This window comes from Ancylobacter vacuolatus (assembly GCF_030813595.1).
Lineage (GTDB): Bacteria > Pseudomonadota > Alphaproteobacteria > Rhizobiales > Xanthobacteraceae > Ancylobacter > Ancylobacter vacuolatus.
On sequence record NZ_JAUSUH010000025.1, the window covers coordinates 1 to 1,691 of the forward strand.

The 1,691-nt window shown below is 71.8% G+C and carries 1 protein-coding gene; it reads left to right on the top strand.

Annotated elements, in window-relative coordinates; all coding sequences use genetic code 11:
* On the top strand, positions 1-1,691 hold a 1,691-nt coding region (locus tag J2S76_RS23135), incomplete at both ends, for an autotransporter-associated beta strand repeat-containing protein (protein WP_307064507.1).

A 1,691-nucleotide genomic window follows, 5' to 3' on the forward strand; every position in this document is an offset into this window, starting at 1 on the left:
AGGGCGGCACCACCGTCTCCGCCGGCACGCTGCAGGTCGGCACCGACGCCAATCTCGGCGACGAAGATGGCGGGCTGACGCTGGCCGGCGGCACGTTGGCGACGACCGCCAGCTTCACCTCCGCCCGCGCGGTGACCCTCACCGGCGCCGGCACCTTCAGCACCGCGACCGACACCACGCTCACCCTCTCCGGCGTCGTCTCCGGCACGGGCGCGCTGACCAAGTCAGGCGCCGGCACGCTGGTGCTGTCCGGCAGCAACACCTATCAGGGCGGCACCACCGTCTCCGCCGGCACGCTGCAGGTCGGCGCCGATGCCAATCTCGGCGACGAAGATGGCGGGCTGACGCTCGCCGGCGGCACGTTGGCGACGACCGCGAGCTTCACCTCCGACCGCGAGGTCACCCTCACCGGCGCCGGCACCTTCAGCACCGCGACCGACACCAGCCTGACGCTGAGCGGCGTCGTTTCCGGCACAGGCGCGCTGACCAAGTCAGGCGCCGGCACGCTGGTGCTGTCTGGCAGCAACACCTATCAGGGCGGCACGACGATCTCCGCCGGCACGCTCGCGGTTTCCGCAGACAGCGCGCTCGGCGACGAAGATGGCGGGCTGACGCTGGCCGGCGGCACGTTGGCGACGACCGCGAGCTTCACCTCGGCCCGCGCGGTGACCCTCACCGGCGCCGGCACGTTTGAGACCGCCGCCACCACCACGCTCACCCTCTCCGGCGTCATCTCCGGCTCCGGCAGCCTCACCAAATCAGGCGCCGGCACGCTGGTGCTGTCTGGCAGCAACACCTATCAGGGCGGCACGACGATCTCCGCCGGCACGCTGCAGGTCGGCGCCGACGCCAATCTCGGCGACGAAGATGGCGGGCTGACGCTGGCCGGCGGCACGCTGGCGACGACCGCCAGCTTCACCTCCGCCCGCGAGGTCACCCTCACCGGCGCCGGCACCTTCAGCACCGCGACCGACACCACGCTCACCCTCTCCGGCGTCGTCTCCGGCTCCGGCAGCCTCACCAAATCGGGCGCCGGCACGCTGATCCTCTCCGGCAGCAACACCTATGAGGGCGGCACGACGATCTCCGCCGGCACGTTGCAGGTCGGCGCCGATGCCGCCCTCGGCGACGAAGATGGCGGGCTCACGCTGGCCGGCGGCACGCTGGCGACGACCGCAAGCTTCACCTCGGCCCGCGACGTCACCCTCACCGGCGCCGGCACCTTCAGCACCGCGACCGATACCACGCTCACCCTCTCCGGCGTCGTCTCCGGCTCTGGCAGCCTCACCAAGTCAGGCGCCGGCACGCTTATCCTCTCCGGCAGCAATACCTATCAGGGCGGCACGACGATCTCCGCCGGCACGTTGCAGGTCGGCACCGACGCCGCCCTCGGCGACGAAGATGGCGGGCTGACGCTGGCCGGCGGCACGCTGGCGACGACCGCGAGCTTCACCTCCGACCGCGACGTCACCCTCACCGGCAGCGGCACGTTCAGCACGGCGGAGAGCACCACCCTGACGCTGAGCGGTGTGCTCGATGGCTCCGGCAGCCTCACCAAATCAGGCGCCGGCACGCTGATCCTCTCCGGCAGCAACGCCTATGAGGGCGGCACCACCGTCTCCGCCGGCACGCTGCAGGTCGGCACCGACGCCAATCTCGGCGACGAAGATGGCGGGCTGACGCTGGCCGGC